The following is a 15654-nucleotide window of genomic DNA, read 5'->3' on the forward strand; positions in this document are numbered from 1 at the left end:
GATGCAGACATCGAGTGGGTGAGCGCGCTTATGTCGTTGCGCGACCTGGATGAACCTCGGAGGGAGTTCCTCAAGCGTCTCGATACGCTCGATGTAGCGGCCTGCCCGGGGAGCGGTAAGACCACCCTCGTGGTTGCCAAGCTGGCCATTCTTGGTCGTCATTGGCGTAGTCGAACGCAGGGGATCTGCGTGCTATCGCACACCAATGCAGCGCGTGAGGAAATTGAGAGCCGGCTGGGCGCCACAGAGATTGGCCAGAGGCTGCTGCGCTACCCACATTTCATCGATACCATCCACGGTTTTGTCATGCGGTTTCTTGCGTCGCCCTGGCTGCGCTCGAATGGCCACCCGCTGACGGTGGTGGATGACGAGGCAACCGGGCGAGCAAGGGGAAGGGCGCTGGGAAAAGATCGTTGGGGTGTAGAGTACTTTCTCGATCAAAAAGAAAAGACGCTCGCTGATCTTCGACTGCCCTCGGTCGATTTTTCTACCCCTCTTCAAGGTAAGCATTACATTTGCTCGCCAGATGCACCTACTCATGGAAAGTTATGCAGAGCCATGGGCGCTGCCGCTTCGGAAGGCTACTTCTGCTATGACGAGGTTTTCACGCTTGGCCAGGCCATGATTGAGCAAGAACCGAATGTTGCTCAATCGCTGCAAGCCCGGTTCCCCTGTGTACTCATCGACGAAATGCAAGACACGGACTTGGAGCAGAATCGCCTTTTGAACCACGTATTTCCGCGCGATGCAGCGAATACAGTGGTGATCAGGGTGGGCGATCCCAATCAGCAGATATTCGAGGGTGACGGAGAGTCTGATGGGGCATTCCCGCATGGCGGGACAATCGAGATCTCCACAAGCTTTCGATTCAACCAGGCCATTGCCACGCTGGCAAACAGCTTTGCAGTCGCTCCCATTACGGGCGGATTGGTCGGTCGGGCCAGAACGGGTGAAGACTGTCCCAACACCCTTTTTGTCTTTCCAGACGACGATACGAGCGGTGTGCTTGGCGCATTTGCAGAGCTTGTGTCACGGCATGTACCCATCACCCAGCGCAAGGATGGGGTGCATGCGCTCGGTGCTGTTCACCGACTGAGGAAGTACAAGGACAACCAATTCCCGAAGGCCCTGGAGCACTATTGGAGCGCCTACCGCTCAGACGCTAATGGCTCGACGTATGCGCCCAAGACATTCATTGACGGTGTTCGCAGGGCCAGAGCCCACCTGGCGATCAGCGGTCACGCGCACGAAAGCGTTGAGATGATCGCGAGGTGCCTGCTCCATCTCGCTGAGCGTGCTGGGTTGAGGAAGCGAGTCCAGATCAGAACAAGGCTACACCGCTACATCGAGCGAAGCTTGGCAGCTAACGCGAAGCTTCTCAATGCCTACCAGCGAGGTATCTACCTCTACTTGTTCTATCCGCATCCACTACGAGAGAAGCGGTGGGTTGAGACCCACGTTGGGCTCCTCAAGCGGCTGATCCAGGAGCTGCATCCTGGGGAGGAGGTTTCAATGACTACCGATGTGGAAGCCTATCTGGCGTGGGCAGAACCAGGCGATACGGTCGAGGTCGAGTCGCAGGTGCCCCGCAAAACCATTAACACATACCGATGGGAGGCCGGGGGGCACGAGCCTGTCGACGTTCAGCTGGCGTCCATGCACTCCGTCAAAGGGAAGACGCATTCGGCGACGCTGATCTTGGAAACGTTCAGTGGACAGCACTTTCTGGAAATGATGTTGCCCTGGCTTGAAGGAAAGCCCTTGGTTAAGAAAGAACATCAGGTGACTTACCGGAAAAACAGGATGCTCATGTATGTCGGCATGACTCGGCCTACGCATCTGCTTTGTCTGGCGATTCGAAGCAGCGCGCTGGGTGAGGGGGAGGCGAGAGTTGAGCGAAGGGCGGCCCTGCAGGCACAGGGCTGGGTGATCAATGAGTTGGATGCGAGAGCGGCAAGCTGACCCACGGTTGATATGCCCGGTAAAACCCGGAGACATTGTCATCATCGTTGATCTCACGGGAAGGCATGGTGAAGCGATCGGGTGGAAAAATTCCCACCCGTTTCGCTTCGTCTGGCCTATTAGCTCTGCACCAGCTCGAACGTGCGACCCGATAGGGCACCATGCAGGCTTTTCAAGGCGCTCTCCAGTTCACTGCCTTCCTCAACCTCGAACTGCTCAATGGTTTCCAGCGAGCTTTTGAGGTCGGCGTTCGCGTTCACAATCACTTCCTTACCCGCGATTTTGTTCAGCAGATCCTCACACAGCTTCTGCCCTTGCGGCGTGATGCCTCGGTATAGCGTGACGCTGTGATCATTGGTTTGCACCCGAATGAAGCGAACATGATCGTCGAAGCGATGGAAGCGAGGGTGGAACATTTCCGTGAAAGAATTGGGCGCAGGGTACGCCTCCAAGCCCTGTTTGGTGGGGCTGGCCCAGTCGTCGTCAGTCTTCAAACTGTTGCAGTCAACGCAGGCGACCGACAGGTTCCAGAAGTGGAAGGAATATTGTTCGTAGCTTTCGCGTGGAAGGATGTGCTCGATTGGCTTCGAGTAACCGCTGTTGAATAACCACCGCCGGCAGTAGCAGCAACGGTTACCTTGCTGCTTAGCGATGTACTGCCTGAAAGCTCCCTTGATGTCACTGACGGTCGGCTTCGCTGGGCCTCGCTTGCGCTTGGGCGTCTCAGCAGGTGCAGGGGAACCTGCAGCTCCCGCCTCAGGTGAGCCAGGTGCAGCGATCGTGCCGGGTGCAGCGACCGTGCCAGGGGCGGCGATCGCGCCAGGCGCTGCGGCCACTGTAGCTGCAGGCACCGGCTTTTTAGGATTCGAAAATTCGTTCCAGAGGTTTCGCTTCTTGATTGCTTCGCCAGCCTGTCTTGCCTTGAATCGCTGCAGAGCCATCACGTGGAAACGGTGAATGTTGAACATTACGACCTTATGGAAGCGCTCCTCGGCATGGCACTGCGCCTTGTACTCGTCGTAGGCAGGCTTCATGTCGGCATCTTTCAGCACATAGTAATCCGCCATGCTACACCTGAGCCTCGTCGGTACGTTTGCTTGCCGCTTCCTGGTCGACCAGTAGCAACTCAATCGCGGTGTAGGCCTTCTTGATCAGGTCGATGTCCTCTTCCTGACCTGGAGGTACGTATGCTCCAGGTTGAGTCGGCATCTTCTTGAGCATGTCATTCAGCTCTTTGAGAGGTGAAGGCTGGTCAGCTCGAAGCTTGCCTTTTGTTTCAATCGTTTTGGCAACGATACGAGCGCAGGCCTCATGCACCGCGCGGTTGTGAGGGGTGTAGGTACCGAAGCCTTCCAGAATGATCGACTCAACGGAGTACCGCTCCTTGTCAGTCAGCTTCGGCAATTTGCCCGTGTCGAGCAAGAAGCTGTGACTGCCTTGGTCGTTCGCATTGGTGATGAGGGTCGGAGCATGGGTTGCGACGACGAATGAGCAACCGAAGCGGCGGGAGAGCAGGTGGAACACCCTTGGAAGTGTCTGCTGCCATTTCAGATGCAAGCTGATTTCTGGCTCGTCTACCAGAAAGACCGTCCCTGGTTCGGCTGACGTGATGATGTTGAGCAGCAACTGGTTGATGTTTTGCTCTCCAGAACTCAGCGATGAGTAGGAGACAATCCGCTCCTTTTGATCGTCAATCGCTGGGCGCACGACGCCGAACTCGTATTTGGCCAGCTCGTCAGGAACATGGTTATCCGCAGCGTGATCTGACATCCTCAAGGTGCGAATTTCATTAGGGGCATTGTCCAGTGCCATTTCTGGCCGAAGCATGAAGTAGAAGCGTGGGGCGAAGCCCAGGCACGTTTGGCACTCTTTCAAGGCCTCAAGCATGTGCTGATCGACGAAGACCCTGGCCGCCAAGGCGGTTACGGCTTTGGTCAACCTGGAGGGTGAGATGGCATCTGCACTGGTGCGGGCACCGCGATACTCAAAACGTTTGTATTGTTGGCTGCGTCCGAGCGGGAAACGATCATGTACCCCTGTCGAGATGCCAACAGTTCTGCGATCAAGCTCACCGACCCTGTCGATGAGTTCACACAGCAACTGGGTCTTCCCTGCACCGTTGTTACCAATGATATAGATGCAGGCAGGCTCAGTCGGATCGCTCAAAAGCTTGAGAATGTCTTGTGGGTTGGCCGCAAGGTTGAAAACACTTCCCTGAAGCTGATTGGTTCGGATGAAGTTTTTGGGCGAATAGATTTTCCAGGCTTCCTGATGCTCGCTTTTGTCCTCGATACACAGCCCCTTTACATCCTTGAAACCATCTGAAAACTGTGCATTCAAGATAGTTTCGACCTTCGGAGGAATGCTCCTGGGCAGGTCGTCGATGTTGCGTGATTCATGGATGTTAAAGATATGACCGGCTAGGATCGCGCGTTCTTCAAGATCCAGCCGCTCCAGGGATTTATTAGCGTTTGAGACGTCGATGTACAGCGCTGGCTTGCGCATCAAGTGAATATGCTGGCTAAAAATCAGCAGGACTTGGTCATGCGCGGCGGCTGTCGCTTCGCTGGAGCTAAAACAGATAGCAGCGTCTAACCGCAGACCGTTGAAGATCGCCGGTGCAAGCTCTTTACGTAGTCCGCCGTACTTCGCTTTGCTGGCTGGCAGTACAAGCATGAATCGCGCAGGTTGAGGGTACTGTAAGGCAAATGCGGCGAGGTTGATGAGTCCCGTCACGGCAGTGAATTTGAATTGCGGGCCAGCGTCAACGAGGTAGCTCGGCTGACTGTCGGCGACCCTGTCAGGAACGTGACGATGAATAAAGTCAGGGTAGATCTGGTTGATGATGAGTTTTAAGGAAATCAGCGCCTTCAAACCAGCAGAGGTCGGGGACAGCATCGGGAAAGAACTGCTGTCTATTTCAGAGGACTTTCCAATAGACAGCTCAGCCGTCGTCGGCGCAATCTCGACAATAGGCGAGTACAAGGTGGAATGAATACTTCCGACCAAGGCTGCGACCACCATTGGATGGCTCGGGGCAATCTTGTAGAACTCAAAGATGAAGAGATCAATGAGATGTGTCGCCGTTTTTACCCTGACCTCCCGATCCATCGTGTCACTAGACACCGCTCGGATGTGCAGCAGCTTTTCGTTGAACGCTGCCCTGACGTCTGTATCATCGAATTCGTTTAGCTTCATCAGCTCGGTTACATGTACCCTGGCATCCTCAAAACTGCTTCGGTACCTGTCTTCCAGGATCAGCCCCTTCGTCAGGTGCAACGCGGCGAGGAGATTGATTTTCTCTGATGAAATGTTTGGGAAGCTACGTCCTACGTTAAGCATTTCTTCAGCGATCAGGCGAGTGATCTCCCGGCCTTCGTCGTATTCCATGTGACGCTCTCATTTTCCAATGTGTTAAGGGATGGTGGCTGTTTGGCATGATCCGACAGCCTGAGTCCGCAGGCAAGCGGGTCTCTAATGGAGAAGGAGCGAGCCGCTATATGGCGCGCAAAAGTGCTATGCAGGGAAGAGATTTGCGTGGACGAGACTGGGAGCAGATCCTTGCGGCAGCCCCCAGTTTGAAGGCGTTAGTGCATGGGTTATTCGCCGATGGTCTGGCCAAGCTTGCTGGTTAACAGCTCGTAGAACTTCTCGCGACTACGAGGATTTTTGAGTTCGGCACAGGCTTCGTCCAGCGCCTGAATTGCCTCGTCGTGGGTGATCTCGTCATCATCGATCAAAGGCTTGAGCTTCGTCTTGTAGATGTAGCTCAACTCGTTGTAATCCTCACACTGAGCGCACGACACCAGTGAGGCGTCTCGCTTACCGCCTGGGTTCTCATCCTTGTAGCTGTATTTGGCGTTGATGTCGCTGATGGTCTTAGCCTTGGCCATGTCTTACGTTCCTGAGCCGGGCGATCCTGGGAAATCCTTATCGCATCCGGTAAGCCAGACGTGGTGGCTATCTGCTGGTATTCAAGTCGCAGACACAAACGATTACCACTGTGACGGTTTGATGTCTGGCCAAGCCTACGTAACAGGCAATGAGAGCATTGCTCTGTACCGTGATTTTGGAGGGCCTGTTTTGGCGTGCATAGCAGGATTTAGCGTGTGAGTATGAATGCCCCTCGGCTTTGTACGAAAAGTGCCTGCGCGCCGATCATGCTGCGTTGAAAACAGGCTCGGAATGCTCATTTGCCACCAGCAAAGTCGAGCGCGACTCCGACCGTTCCTCGCCTGTTTTCGCCTTGCCTGATCGCCGCTCGGCGACTTTTCGTACAAACCCTAGCATCGCTAACAGGAGCAGCATGACCATGAAAGCCATCCATAACCGCATTATCGAAAACCGTCTGGCCAAGCGACTTGTGGCCTGGGCCTTGATTCCGCTATGTCTCATCCAGGCGGGAGACGAATCTCGTAACCTCATACGCATAACGTACGGCCTGACGGTTGAGCAGGGGGTTGCTGAAACACTTCCCTACATTGTCTGCTGCGCATTGGTAGTAGCGATCACTGCACAAGCGAAGAAGGTAGCGCGAGCGCTGCGTGGACAGCACCGGCTGCTTGGCCGCTGACTGGCTTCACATGCGACTGAATGCAGGCGCATCGTCTGGATAGCTGAGGCGTCGATCGTGAAGGTTCAGGCAGGGTGGGATCTGTTGACCCCACTCCGGTTACAGAGTGAGGTCTGGGAAGCCCCCTACCATTGGGAGAGGTTTAGTGAGGGCGTGGGTACCAGTTACTGTCGCCAGGACGGATATGGCCTGGGCAGTACCCATATCTGATTCTGAGTTCGGCTTTCTGCTCCTGGTACATGCCCCCCAGGGTATCCTGGATCATGGAAACATAAGCTTCGAAAGACGGGTGCTTGCGCCAGTAGTTACCATAGATCGCATGGGCGAGGGAGCGGTCATACCAACCACGCACAAGCAGTAGCACGCCTTCGATCCGTGCCTCCAAGCCCTGATCCGAGAAAGCCTGTTTACTTCCCCTGTCTTTCATCTGCTCGCGCAGCACAAAATTTGCTGGGCAATAGCCCATCGCCTCGCTTGCCTCATGAAATTGCTCATGCACTTCACGGTGAGATTCGCGATCTTCTTTGAGGTCGAAGGCGAAGCTGTAATCGCAGAGGGAACACTTGCTAACGCCATGAGGGTCAGGAGAGACGTGCACATGGAGCATGATCCACTTGTCATAAAGGCGGATCGCCTCATGGTAATTTCTGACGCCTAATTCCTGGACTGCAGCTTTGTCTTGACGCTGACCCAGCTTTAGCCAGGGGTAGGTGTCTTTCAATTCCTTGGCGACACGTTTGACTTGCTTGATGTGGCTGGAGGTGACTTGCATTTTTTCAGCTCTCGGGAGGGCTGGCCTGGCGTCCACTACGAGGCAACCTGATTGATGTCAGGTCGGGTAATTCAACTGTCACGATAGTGCTAGAGCTTCGCGGGTGTGGACTGCAGGCACCTACCGAGTACCTGGCCGCGGAGACTAGCACTGGTGTGGCTGCTTGACAATCCGTTGTGCCGCCCTGGTGTCCAGAAGCAATGACTGCTGGGTGGTGTTTGCCGTAATTACCAATGCCTCGCCACCGTCTGTTTGGAAACGCCTAGCTCCCGAGCCACCTCAGCCTTGGTCAGCCCTTGGCCCCTCAGGCGTTGAACCTCTTCCCGGCGCTCATTGGCCGCTGCCACCCGGGAGTGTGTCCTGGACTCTGGCTTGATCGCGAGCGGGGCTATCGACCCACCCAGGGTAGCCACCTCTTTAGACACCTGCTTCAACAGTTCCGTAGGGCGAACGACCTCATCAGCGCCGTATGCCAGTGCGAGAAGGGTGAGGGGATGCACACCAAGCTGTCGCGCGATCGCATCGAGCTTTTCCACCGTAACCCCACGCTCACTGCGCTCGACGCGACTGAGGTGGGCGGCGGTTACGCCTTCCTCAAGATCGGTCAGCAGTATTTGCTGTTGCTGGCGAACGTGGGTCAGCGCTGCGGCGATCGCTTGCCTGAGCATTCGGGCGTATCCCTAAAATCCGACTGTATGCCCGGTTTGCGCAGTTCCACTCAATGTCGTATAGTCAAATGAGTGGAACTGTCGCGATTTGCTGCGCGTGCGGAAGACCAGATCGGCCTGTCCACACGCAAGCCAGGGGCGATTTCAATATATCGCTTAATCGAAATTACGGGACTGAAAGTCAGTCCTGCGGGTAGCTGCATGAAAATTTTGGTGTATTCCGATTTACATACCGAATTCGAAGATTTCACGCCGCCGGCGACGGGTGCTGATGTGGTTATTTTGGCAGGGGACATCGGTGTGAAAACTCGGGGCGTGCAGTGGGCAAACGCTGCGTTCGGTTGTCCTGTCATTTACGTCTGCGGTAACCACGAATTTTACGATGGCCACCTCGAAAGAACGCTTGAGGAGATGAAGGCGGTCGCAGCGTCGCATGTACATGTCTTGGAAAACGAGTGTTGGATTTGGAATCAAACCCGGTTTCTGTGCGCCACTGCCTGGACTGACTTTTCATTGACGGGTTCGACAGACATTGCCATGCGCAGGGCTGCTGAACTGATGAATGATTTTCGGGTGATTCGGACTGGAGCAGACAATCGCCGCTTGCGACCTGAAGATGTGGCTGTACGTAACCTGGCGTCACGCACTTGGCTTTCCCAGGAGCTCAGCAAACCCTTTGCAGGACTTACCGCAGTGGTAACTCACCATGCTCCGTTGGTCGGTGTTTTGAATGGCCCTCGTGACCACCTTGATGCGGCGTATGCCAATCACTGGCCGGATCTCGTTCACCAGGCAGATCTTTGGGTTTTCGGCCATACGCATTGTCCGGTCGACCTCATGGAGCGTGACTGCCGTGTGGTGTCGAACCCAAGAGGCTATCCGGGGGAGCGACTGCAGTTTCGCTCTGATTTTGAGGTTGAGATCTAATGACTGCAGGCACCGATCTGGGTTACCTGATCAAGACGTTTGGCGCCACAAAGGCAGACGTTACCTTCAATCGGCTTCCTAAAGTTATCCAGGCCGCCAGGGAGGTGATATCCGATGACGAAGTCGTTGGCTATCTGATGTGCGCGCTGGACAAGCCGCCGCAGATGACCGGCCTGATCTTTTGCGACTATCGCCATGACTTCCCAGAGGGGCTGCCGATGTGGACGCCCCCAGTGGTAGAGCGTCTCTATCGGGGAGGTTACCTGGTTGTGCAAGCACAGGGCGGCGGGCTGTATGTGATTGCCCATTGGTATTACGAAAACGGCGGTTTACATCCGTTCTTTGAGGTGCATTGAGATGGATGACCAATGGGACGAGCCAGGTCGGCAGCGCGCAGCCGCAGCCTGTGGCGAGCCTGAGTGCGTTACTCGGGCGCGCGCTACCGGATTTGCATCATTGGTCACGGGGTACCTGTACCACACCGCGATTGATCTGCATCTAGGCTGCTTGGTTGGCATCGTTTACGGCGAGCGTCGAGGCCGCTTTGAGGATAGCGCCGTCATCCGAAGTTCTCGGTTAGAGGGTGGTTGGGAGCAGGAGGGATTTCGGCTTTATCGCACCGTGAACGGGAGCCTCTATGTCGTCTGTGACTGGGCCTCTGTGGAGCTCAACTCACGTTTCGCAACATTCAGTTGTTGAGCGTAGCGGTGCTTGAATCGGTTCATAGGGGCTAGAAGGTCAACTGAAGAGGAGAGGGAGGTGACGGCATTCCTGTAATCGTTGAAGACCGTCTCATGCGTTGACGGAAGGGTGTCGGCGCCGCCATCTGAGGTTATCGACCGGCCTGGTTATCGAGCCGCAAAAACAGCTGCGGCATCCGTACACGCGTGGGTAGCGATTCAACAGACAGCAGGTGGCGTCAGTTTAATGATGCGAATCTGACAACGCTCGCTATCACACCAGATTCTCAAGACACGAGCTGCTGGCCTGAGCGTCGATGGGGCGTTGAGAAGCTTGCAAACAAATTTACTCGGCGGCGAGGGTAACCCTTGTTAGCCGACTGCGATAGAGGCGACTAAGCATTCAGTCGTCGGGCCTGATGATGAGAAAGGTGGGACGGTGGAAGCAGCACAGTTGGCGTACTTTTTACTCCACGGCGCGGAGCACGTAGAAGGACTGGCATCTTCGGACGATCAGTTGATTGAATTAGCAAAGACCCGTTCGGGAGACAAGCCTTACTGCGTGATCAGGAGTTGGATTTTGCTTGATGTGATGGTGTCTCACACCGACGAGAAGACTCTGCAGGCGCAAGGTCTTCAACCTACCGTGTTATTGGGACGGGAAATCATTTTCGACAGTCGCACCCAGTGCTCACGGCCAGGCGGGCTGAGATCCAGCTTTCTTTACTCGCAGGTAGGGTCGGTGTTCGAAAGCAAAGACACGCTGTATTACCTGGCGGGGCCCGGCTTTCGCAATCACACCAGTCTCACAGCTGTACTGACGCTCGATAACGTTGGGTGGCGGGTGACCCAGGACGCAATGTAAAGCGACGACCTGATACTAACGACACGGAGCCTGGGTAATTGAAGATAGCGATCTACTCTGATTTGCATCTGGAATTTTCTGAGTTCGAGCCTCCTCCGGTCGAGGCTGATGTGGTTGTACTCGCGGGCGACATTTCGGTGCGAAGCCTCGGAGTGACGTGGGCAAATCAGACATTCAAATGCCAGGTGATCTACGTCTGCGGCAACCACGAGTTTTACAAGGGGCACATTGATCGAACGCTTACCAAGATGCGAGACGCAGCCGAGCCGCATGTGCGCATCCTGGACAACCAGAGCCTCGTCATCGGGGGCACTCGGTTTCTGGTGGCGACTGGTTGGACAGACTTCACCTCGACCGGGGACTACAGAGCAGCGATGAGGGAATGTGCGCAATGGATGAACGACTTCAAACGAATCCGCATCGGGGACGGTTATCGCAAGCTCAGACCCGCCGACCTCATTGCCCGGAACATCGCTACCCGCGAGTATCTCGCCTGCGAACTCGCTAAGCCGTTTGACGGCAAGACGGTAGTTGTTACACACCACTGCCCGATAGCTGAGGTCGCCGGGGATGGCCATGAAGGCCACCTAGCGGCGGCTTACTCCAACCAATGGCACGATTTGCTTGAGCTCGCGGATGCATGGATCTTTGGTCACACGCACCATGCTGTTGATACAAGTGTCTCCGGCTGCCGACTCGTCTCAAATCCGAGGGGATATCCTGGTGAGCGAACAGGATTTGCCGCAGATTTCATGATGGAGATCTGACTCTGAGTGGCCTGGTCGACATCCGCCATGGTGGCATAACGTTAAGCCAAGGTGAGTATGAAGCCGCCAGGACGGTTGTCGCCCAGCTTCATTAGTTGTTTTAGCCTAGCTAGCCAGGCTCATCTATGGCATATAGCCGCTATCGGAGCGTGAGCACCCTTGAGCTGGTGCGCATGCAGATGGAGGCTAGGTAATCCGCTCGCAGCGCGACACGGAAGGCCGGGATCGGGATCAAGGTAGATGGTTGAGTATCGGAAAGGCCGTGTGAAGCGTTTATGGGACGCGCTAGCGGCGCGGATCTGCGAAATGGGCGAGGGGTATAACACGTCTCAGACGCTTTCGAGTAAAGAGAAGTTCTTTGAGCCGTTGACCCCCGTGCTATTGAAGGAACATGTCTCAAGCAGGTACGAGCGTGAGCTGAGGCACGCTCTGGAAAATCCCGAGATTCTGAACATAGCCATCACGGGCAGCTATGGCGCTGGCAAGAGCAGCGTTCTGAAGACTTTTTTTGAGAACCACCGATCCTACAAACACACCTTCATATCCTTGGCGACTTTCACCAAGCCCGATCTTGTCGGTGAATCTGGGACTAAGCCCAAGGTGGACACGTCATCTCAGACGCCTGCAGAAAAAGGCGCTGATGCTGCCGGGCCCAAGGTGGATAAGGACATCACGGTTGAAAAAGCGGACAAGGACGTCCTGATCAATCGCATCGAAGAGACGATTGTTCAGCAGTTGCTCTATGCAGTGCCTGCCAGCAAGGTTCCCAAGTCCCGCCTGAAGCGGATCACACAGACTTCGAGCTTTCACTTGTCGCTTCGTACCGGTGCGATGACAGCAATCGCTGTCTGCGCATTGAGGTTGTACAGCCCTACGATAGCCAATAACTCGAGCGTCGCTTCAAGCTGGCTGCTTGAAAAGCTCTTGTTGATTTCCGAGCCTTTGGCCCTGCTCGTCCTGGCTGCTGGAGGTATCTGGTTGCTTCACACCGCTTTGAAGCTCCTGTCGTTATTCAGCATCGATGGGTTAACGCTCAAGGGGGGCAAGCTTGAGGCTACCCAGCATGGCTCGGTGCTTCACAAAAATGTGGATGAGATCATCTACTGCTTTGAGCGCAGCGACGTCGATGTGGTGGTGATCGAGGATCTGGACAGGTTCGATGTTCAGGAAATCTTTTTCCGGCTGAGGGAAATCAATTTCATCATCCGTAACTCTCCTCAGGTGAAGCGGCCTGTCCGATTTGTGTACGCCATTCGGGATGAAATGTTTGGGGTGGGTGACAAGACCAAGTTTTTCGACCTCATCATTCCGATCATCCCAGTCGTTCATGGGGATAACGCCAACGAGCTGCTTTCCAAGCTGCTTGGCGAAAGGGTTTCAAGCGATCGGCTGCCCCATCGGCTACATGAGCGGCTCATAGACAATGTCGGCTACTACATTGATGACATGCGTCTGATCAAAAATCTCGTCAACGAATACTCTATCTACGAGAGCCTGCTTGTCTGCGGTGAAGTGAAACTCGACCTGAACAAGCTCTTTGCCATGGTTGCGATTCGAAATCTCTACCCCCGTGCCTTTGCAGACCTGGCGAAACGACGAGGAACACTCTATTCAATTTTCGAAGAATACCCGGCGTGGGTGGCTTCCCAGTTCCAGTCCAAAGAGGATGAGCTTTCTGCCCTTCAGGCGCGCCGTATAGCCCGTCAGCACGAACAGGCGACGGATGTTGTAGAACTGCGCGCCCGCGTCTGGTACGAGATAATGAGGCGCGACCAAGCGTGGGAGGCAACCTCACTGCAGCTAGATGACGGCTCCTACATTTCACTGAAGGACATCGCCGAAGATGATGGGTTTGCGCGCTTCAAAGCGGCTAACAACGCCCGGCCATCGATTCAAAAACGACCTGACGTCATATGGAATCCTCAGAAAACGGAAATGATCCTCAAGGAAGTGAATTACGAGGCACGCGCCAAGGTGCTGGCTGATTCGTTGCCCGAGCTTGATGCCCAGATTGCCAAACTGGAGCGTGAGATTCGTCACCTCAAAGCGGTACCTTTCAGGGTTGCTGTCAGAAAAACCTATGGTGGTGTGGTCAGGGAGAGGCTAACTGACTTCAAGATGGTGATCTTCCTGGTGCTCAAGGGCTATCTCGACACCGATTTTGTCGATTACCTCGGCTATTTCTACGAAGGCTCGCTGACCCAATCGGATAAGAACCTCATTCTTGCGCTCGGTCGTGATGAAATGGCTGGTTTTAATACCAAGGTTGAAAAACCAGAACGCGTGATTAGAGCGCTCGATCATGAGTCCTTGAGCCAGGGGCGCGGGATCTTGCTCGGCCTGATGAACGAACTGCTCAAGCCAAGGCTTCTGGAGCGAGAGGAGAGTGAAGAACGGGCAGAGAAGTTGGCGGTAATACTCAAGGGGGGGCATCAGGAGCCTGAGCTGCTGGGAGAAGCAACTGAGTACTTCGTCGAATTTGAAAAAGGTAACGAGCTGGTGCGAGCGTTGCACAGCGCTGATTCCGACCTGATTTTCAGCGTATTGAGCACTCGGCGTTTTCAAACAGATGCGTCACGAGCCCGGTGGATCTACCACGTTCTGGATACCCTGACAGCGGATGAGACGGCCAGATTGGACGAGGACGGTACACTCTCAACATGGGTTGAACAGCTCGAGGACGTGTCAGCCTGGATCCCGCGCATGAGCGCGAGTGAGAGAGGTTGGCAATGGTTGCGCAGCAAACCCATCAAGTTTTCGAATATTAGCAAGCAGATCAGCCCGGACGACCTCAAGGCCGTGGTCACGTGGCGCTGCTTGAAACTGGATCTTCGCATGCTACGGCTGCTTTGCCAGGTGGCTGATGGGAATGTTGAGGACGACGCTGTCAGTTACGAAAGGCTCGTTCAGCTGGACGTTCCGAATCTCAAAGAGCAACTCGACGAGGACATCGTCGCTGTCGTCGAGCAGCTCCTGCAACAGGAAGGGATGTTGGATGAGTCGTCCGATACATTACGGGCTCTGTTAGAGCTGCTCAGTACACAGCCAGACAAGATGCGCGAGTTGTTCAGCCGCACCCAGTGTTCATTGCCCAGCCTCGATGAACCTCTGCGGGAGGTTTGGCTGCTGGCAATGGATGAGGATCGTATCGATGCCAACGGTATGCCCGGTGCAGTTTGGATGGTATTCAGGGAGGTCTTGAATGACGGTGAGGGGGTATCAGCCGCCGTCCAAGACCGCAATGCAGAGGCTGTATTCCTGGACTACATCCAGAGCAAGGCCGAAGTCCTGGCTCATGAGCTATGGAGCGAATCCGACCAGCAAATCAAGCTGCAACGGTACCTTCTTTGCAATGAGCGTGTGCAGGACGAAACTCTGGCGCATCTGTTTGCCCCGATAAAGATAGATTTCGCCCTCCTGGATTCGTCGATACCTGCTTCGAGGTGGGCATTCATCTCTGAAGCTGATTGCGTGCCTTATAGCCAAGTGGGGCTGGACATCTTCAGGGTTCATGCACCCCATCTGGAGTTGGCTTACCTGCTCAACCGCTGGGAAGAGGCGAGGCTGAAGCTCAACTTTAGTGCTCTGCCGATCTCCATGACTGTCGCACTGAGCAATTCTCAAGTGCCCTCCATGGGAGAGGTCATGCAGCTATGGTCGACGGTGCCAGCTGATGTCTTTATGAAAAATTCCGAAGCAGCTGTTGGGCTCGCAAACGCGTGTGCACGAGGAAATCAGGAATGGATGCCGTTTTCTGAGAGCTACCTCCCGGTGTTGTTTGAGTTGACCAAGAGCCCATTCCTCAGCCAGGGAAACCGTGCCGACATCATGATCCACTTGTTGATCATGGGCTGCGACTGGCTGAGCGTTGCAGCCGTATTGCCACATTTGGGGGATGAGTTCTCAGCCCTTGCTGGGCAGCGGCGCCCGATCAGACTGGCCGCGGAGGTTGAGAACGTGCGATTGATCAAAGCCCTTCAGCGACGTGGTTTCGTTCGTGCCAAAATCTTCGATGCATTGATTATCGCCTGCCGAAAGAAAAGCACCTACTCAGGTGAGAGGGCCTCTAGCCCGTCTCAGGCAGGATGGTTGTGAACCCTGACTCTACTCACATCTACACAAAGGATGAGATCAACATGGTGGTAAAGGAAAGCATCGGCCCACACAGCGGGGCGGTTGTTAATGCCCTGACGTTTGATCAGGCCTACGACCTGGCTACTCAAGAGCCTGACCGCCAGTATCATACTGGCGGGAACTCCACGCCCTTTACGGTTCAGGCACGCATCACCACAAAAGGCGAGCATCGTGGCAGCCGCGTGATTGTTTTCCGCTCCGATGACCAGGAGCGCGCTCGGGCCTATCCTTGCTGCTGGGGTGCCAGAACTAACTGCAACAGCACGCATATTGAGCCTTACACGCCCCAAATGAAGCGCTGAGTAG

14 protein-coding genes are annotated in these 15654 nt (G+C 55.0%); 9 read left to right on the forward strand and 5 right to left on the reverse strand.

Annotated features, from left to right (window positions below; all coding sequences use genetic code 11):
• The first annotated feature begins 30 nt into the window (after positions 1-30).
• Entirely contained in the window at positions 31-1962 is a 1932-nt protein-coding gene (locus HG549_RS12600; protein WP_256666121.1) for a UvrD-helicase domain-containing protein, read from the forward strand.
• Between the two features lie 119 nt (positions 1963-2081).
• Here the strand turns inward: HG549_RS12600 and HG549_RS12605 are convergent, their stop codons facing one another.
• From HG549_RS12605 to HG549_RS12620, 4 genes are all read right to left on the reverse strand, one after another.
• Complete coding sequence (locus HG549_RS12605; protein WP_060511524.1) at positions 2082-3029, reverse strand: HNH endonuclease; 948 nt, start codon at positions 3027-3029, stop codon at positions 2082-2084.
• 1 nt (position 3030) lies between these two features.
• Positions 3031-5352, reverse strand: a complete 2322-nt coding sequence (locus HG549_RS12610) for an AAA family ATPase (RefSeq protein WP_218576029.1) — start codon at positions 5350-5352, stop codon at positions 3031-3033.
• A 209-nt stretch (positions 5353-5561) separates the two neighbouring features.
• Complete coding sequence (locus HG549_RS12615) at positions 5562-5855, reverse strand: hypothetical protein (RefSeq protein ID WP_060511522.1); 294 nt, start codon at positions 5853-5855, stop codon at positions 5562-5564.
• 265 nt (positions 5856-6120) lie between these two features.
• Positions 6121-6276 (reverse strand): hypothetical protein, encoded by a 156-nt coding sequence (locus HG549_RS12620; protein WP_156340907.1) that lies wholly within the window; start codon positions 6274-6276, stop codon positions 6121-6123.
• On the opposite strand from HG549_RS12620, the gene HG549_RS12625 reads away from it, so the two are divergent.
• Positions 6275-6535, forward strand: coding sequence for a hypothetical protein (locus tag HG549_RS12625; RefSeq protein WP_170029808.1), 261 nt, complete (start codon positions 6275-6277; stop codon positions 6533-6535). The two genes, HG549_RS12620 and HG549_RS12625, sit on opposite strands and share 2 nt — an antisense overlap.
• A 142-nt stretch (positions 6536-6677) precedes the next feature.
• Here the strand turns inward: HG549_RS12625 and HG549_RS12630 are convergent, their stop codons facing one another.
• Positions 6678-7307, reverse strand: a complete 630-nt coding sequence (locus tag HG549_RS12630; RefSeq protein WP_060511519.1) for a hypothetical protein — start codon at positions 7305-7307, stop codon at positions 6678-6680.
• A 494-nt stretch (positions 7308-7801) separates the two neighbouring features.
• Between HG549_RS12630 and HG549_RS25985 the strand changes: the two genes are divergently transcribed.
• The 7 genes from HG549_RS25985 to HG549_RS12665 all read left to right on the forward strand — a co-directional run bounded on the left by HG549_RS25985 (position 7802) and on the right by HG549_RS12665 (position 15650).
• The gene (locus HG549_RS25985) at positions 7802-8047 is read left to right on the forward strand and encodes a hypothetical protein (protein ID WP_256249822.1); all 246 of its coding nucleotides are present in this window, start codon (positions 7802-7804) and stop codon (positions 8045-8047) included.
• Between the two features lie 129 nt (positions 8048-8176).
• Entirely contained in the window at positions 8177-8902 is a 726-nt protein-coding gene (locus HG549_RS12640) for a metallophosphoesterase (RefSeq protein WP_170034172.1), read from the forward strand.
• Positions 8902-9258, forward strand: coding sequence for a hypothetical protein (locus tag HG549_RS12645; protein ID WP_170029809.1), 357 nt, complete (start codon positions 8902-8904; stop codon positions 9256-9258). The genes HG549_RS12640 and HG549_RS12645 overlap by 1 nt, the downstream gene beginning before the upstream one ends.
• Before the next feature lie 763 nt (positions 9259-10021).
• Positions 10022-10447, forward strand: coding sequence for a hypothetical protein (locus HG549_RS12650; protein ID WP_170029810.1), 426 nt, complete (start codon positions 10022-10024; stop codon positions 10445-10447).
• 38 nt (positions 10448-10485) lie between these two features.
• On the forward strand, positions 10486-11214 hold the full coding sequence (locus HG549_RS12655; protein ID WP_060511507.1) for a metallophosphoesterase family protein: 729 nt from the start codon (positions 10486-10488) through the stop codon (positions 11212-11214).
• Between the two features lie 264 nt (positions 11215-11478).
• A complete protein-coding gene (locus HG549_RS12660) occupies positions 11479-15309 on the forward strand; it encodes a hypothetical protein (RefSeq protein ID WP_170029811.1) in 3831 nt (1276 codons plus the stop codon).
• Complete coding sequence (locus HG549_RS12665; RefSeq protein WP_156340836.1) at positions 15306-15650, forward strand: hypothetical protein; 345 nt, start codon at positions 15306-15308, stop codon at positions 15648-15650. Before HG549_RS12660 ends, HG549_RS12665 begins: the two co-directional genes overlap by 4 nt.
• Positions 15651-15654: the final 4 nt, after the last annotated feature.

This window comes from Pseudomonas sp. SK (assembly GCF_012975065.1).
GTDB lineage: Bacteria > Pseudomonadota > Gammaproteobacteria > Pseudomonadales > Pseudomonadaceae > Aquipseudomonas > Aquipseudomonas anuradhapurensis.

Bases quoted from the DNA above. Each gene is read 5' to 3' on its own strand.
- HG549_RS12600 (WP_256666121.1), top strand. From the start codon at position 31: ATGTCGTTGCGCGACCTGGATGAACCTCGGAGGGAGTTCCTCAAGCGT.
- HG549_RS12605 (WP_060511524.1), bottom strand. From the start codon at position 3,029: ATGGCGGATTACTATGTGCTGAAAGATGCCGACATGAAGCCTGCCTAC.
- HG549_RS12610 (WP_218576029.1), bottom strand. From the start codon at position 5,352: ATGGAATACGACGAAGGCCGGGAGATCACTCGCCTGATCGCTGAAGAA.
- HG549_RS12615 (WP_060511522.1), bottom strand. From the start codon at position 5,855: ATGGCCAAGGCTAAGACCATCAGCGACATCAACGCCAAATACAGCTAC.
- HG549_RS12625 (WP_170029808.1), top strand. From the start codon at position 6,275: ATGAAAGCCATCCATAACCGCATTATCGAAAACCGTCTGGCCAAGCGA.
- HG549_RS12620 (WP_156340907.1), bottom strand. From the start codon at position 6,276: ATGGTCATGCTGCTCCTGTTAGCGATGCTAGGGTTTGTACGAAAAGTC.
- HG549_RS12630 (WP_060511519.1), bottom strand. From the start codon at position 7,307: ATGCAAGTCACCTCCAGCCACATCAAGCAAGTCAAACGTGTCGCCAAG.
- HG549_RS25985 (WP_256249822.1), top strand. From the start codon at position 7,802: ATGCACACCAAGCTGTCGCGCGATCGCATCGAGCTTTTCCACCGTAAC.
- HG549_RS12640 (WP_170034172.1), top strand. From the start codon at position 8,177: ATGAAAATTTTGGTGTATTCCGATTTACATACCGAATTCGAAGATTTC.
- HG549_RS12645 (WP_170029809.1), top strand. From the start codon at position 8,902: ATGACTGCAGGCACCGATCTGGGTTACCTGATCAAGACGTTTGGCGCC.